Source organism: Vibrio sp. 1S139, from assembly GCF_041439475.1.
GTDB lineage: Bacteria > Pseudomonadota > Gammaproteobacteria > Enterobacterales > Vibrionaceae > Vibrio > Vibrio crassostreae_C.
In genome coordinates this window covers 1-2,629 of sequence record NZ_JBGOOD010000141.1, presented here as the reverse complement: position 1 = coordinate 2,629, position 2,629 = coordinate 1, and the positions used below count along the sequence as shown (strand labels likewise).

General features: G+C 48.4%; 2 protein-coding genes. Both read right to left on the bottom strand.

What is annotated here, in order from left to right; genetic code table 11:
* Positions 1 to 183: 183 nt before the first annotated feature.
* Entirely contained in the window at positions 184 to 1,236 is a 1,053-nt protein-coding gene (locus ACED46_RS21725) for a transposase (protein ID WP_371708479.1), read from the bottom strand.
* Positions 1,233 to 2,120 carry a tyrosine-type recombinase/integrase gene (locus ACED46_RS21720; RefSeq protein ID WP_371722434.1) on the bottom strand — a complete coding sequence of 296 codons (888 nt, stop codon included), beginning with the start codon at positions 2,118 to 2,120 and terminating at the stop codon, positions 1,233 to 1,235. Before ACED46_RS21720 ends, ACED46_RS21725 begins: the two co-directional genes overlap by 4 nt.
* Between the last annotated feature and the right edge of the window lie 509 nt (positions 2,121 to 2,629).

Genomic DNA, 2,629 nt, shown 5'->3' with positions numbered 1-2,629 from the left:
TAAGTAAATTGTACGATTGAACTTGAAGGGCACATCGCTTTGAGGCTTTTCTCAAAGCGAGCGAAGCTAAGATAAGGTTGCGATAGCAATCATATCAATCAGTTAGCTATTTTTCGTTTCTTTCGTCGTTACATCTCCTCTGCTCTCGTCAATGCCATTCTCCTTGTTATCAATGCCTTTCGGCTAGATGGGTCGACTAACTCCAACACACGCCATCTGATGCTGACAGCAAGGGCATACTCGTATTGCTTTGGTTCTTATCGGTGCGGTTAGCGGCGGCATTATATAGAGCAAGTTCAATAACAACAGTTGAATGCGGGCTCTTAAGGCGTGTGCTTGACCACGTAAAAAACCGTAATCTCGTACTCGCTGCAACCCTTTGGGCAACGCGTGCTGCAAAATGAGCAGTAAGAACTTCAGAGTGGGCAAGGTGCGCGTTCGCCATGCATTGGTCTGGCTCTCTTTATAGCGGAAGGTGACAGTATCATCTGTGATACTGATGATGTCTTCATCAGGCAGCACACCACGATAGAGATAGCGAGCCAAATAGCTCAACGCAGCCTGACCGTATCCCACTTGTCTGCAATCGACCACCCATTGTTTGGGTATGCCACTCGGCAACCACAACGTTGGGTGTTGATTAATGGCCTCTAGCATTCTTGCTCGCCATACTTTGGCCAAAGCAAACGCGTTGAAGAGGTAATGCTTGTTGCCTTTGTGCCACGTTTGCCTCGACGCGTCGTATTGGCCTGCCGCCACGATAATGTGCAGATGTGGGTGCAAGTTTCGTTGTCGGCTGTGAGTATGCAACACGGCGGTAAAACCAAGTTCACCTTGCCGTTGTCGGTTAGCAAAATCCTTTAATACCCCTGATGCCACCTTAAACATACCGTTATATATCGCTTTAGGTTGATGTCTTGCTAAGACCCTTAGTTGATACGGCAAAGTGAAGGTCACCATGAAATAGTGAATAGGTAACCGCTTTTGCTGCTGACGTTGAAGCCAATCAGCGGTGGTGCGTTGTTGGCACTGAGGGCAATGACGATGACCACAAGAAAGCGGTAATCGGTCATCGTGATGACAGTGACTGCAGAACCATTGTGAGCGACCTTGTTGCTCTGTTTTGCAACGGAGCATCGCCCCAATGGCTCGATGCATATCGCCATTCATCTGCGCATAATCGTGACGTTTAAGCGCAGAGTGATGTTGGCGAAGCAGTTCAATAAAGGTACTCATGTAATGCTCCACGTTAAGTCTAGAGCATTAGTTAAATGGTTGATGGCCATTGCCGCATCGCGTTGTTTTAGCGTAGTCATTCGGGTGTAACGAGCCGTGGTATTAAGGCTTGCATGACCCAGTAGCGTTTGCAGTGAACGCAGGTCTAACCCTTGCTCAAGTAAGTGCGTCGCGAAGCAATGTCTAAGTGAGTGGGGGCTGGCGTGTTTTTGGATTCCGCACTCTTTGAGTACAAGTTTCATGGTTTTTTGAATACCGCCACGATCCATGGGGGTGTCGCGACATGTACCAAGGCCAGGGAATAAGTAGTAAGGGTGCTTATGGGTAAGCCAATGCACGCGAAGAGCTTTAAGCGTTCGCAGCGGAAGCGGCACCATTCGGTCTTTTCCGCCTTTTCCTTCCCGTATGTGGACACGCATTGTTTGGCTGTCGATATCGTGAACCGTGAGGTTCAGTCCTTCACCAAGGCGCAACCCCATGCTGTACAGAGTAAGAAAAAACACTTGATAACGTGTCTGTCGAGTGTGGCTAATCAGCGAGCTGACTTGTTGCGGTGTCAGTATGTCGGGCAGTCGTTTTACTTGTGGCGGCTTGACGATATTGAGCCATTCCCACTGTTTATCGAGCGTGTAGCGATAGAAAAACTGCAAGCCATTACGATCGAGTTTTATGGTGCTCCACGAATGGGTTTGAATAAGAGACGCGAAGAACTGTTTGAGGTCAGAGGTCGTTAATGTATCAGGGGCTCGGTCGAAATGAGCGGTGATCCGACGAACCGCACGGGAATAGGCATCGATCGTCGCAGGTCGTTTACCTTGCAGCTTTAGGTTGGTAAGGTGTTGTTCATAAAGGGCGTTGTAGCGTTTTAAGTCATCGGGTTTCATGGGGTTACTCCTGTGAACGACCATCAGGGTGATGGTGTTACAAGAGTATGGTTTGCACTCGTTTTACTCTGCCGCGTAGCGGCTTCGTTCAACAAGTCATTTAAACGGAACAAAAACAGTTGGCCGTCGCTTCGCGATTTTAGCCAACCATTTTTGTCCGCTTAATGAGGCTACATGGATTCCCCCGGTTGTCAAACATCCGCTAAACTTATGTTGATGGGTTTTGGACTGCCGCTCTACATTCGGCCTACTTATCGACGATTCGCATACGTCGTGGCCCTGATGACTTTGCGCGACTGCGGTGCCTTATTCGTTAGATGACATCTAGTGTGTCCGCCGCATTAACAGGCTCTCCGCAAGTGGTCTTAACCTATCTCCATCATTAGCGTCTGCAATGACCCGGTGGGTTTAACTCTCTATGCTGCTTAGGTTTCTACTTAAGCAGCATAGTTTTCATATTCGGTTTGATTGTGTAAAAGCGACCATATAATTCGTGCGTTCTTCGCGGC

Bases quoted from the DNA above. Each gene is read 5' to 3' on its own strand.
- ACED46_RS21725 (WP_371708479.1), bottom strand. From the start codon at position 1,236: ATGAGTACCTTTATTGAACTGCTTCGCCAACATCACTCTGCGCTTAAA.
- ACED46_RS21720 (WP_371722434.1), bottom strand. From the start codon at position 2,120: ATGAAACCCGATGACTTAAAACGCTACAACGCCCTTTATGAACAACAC.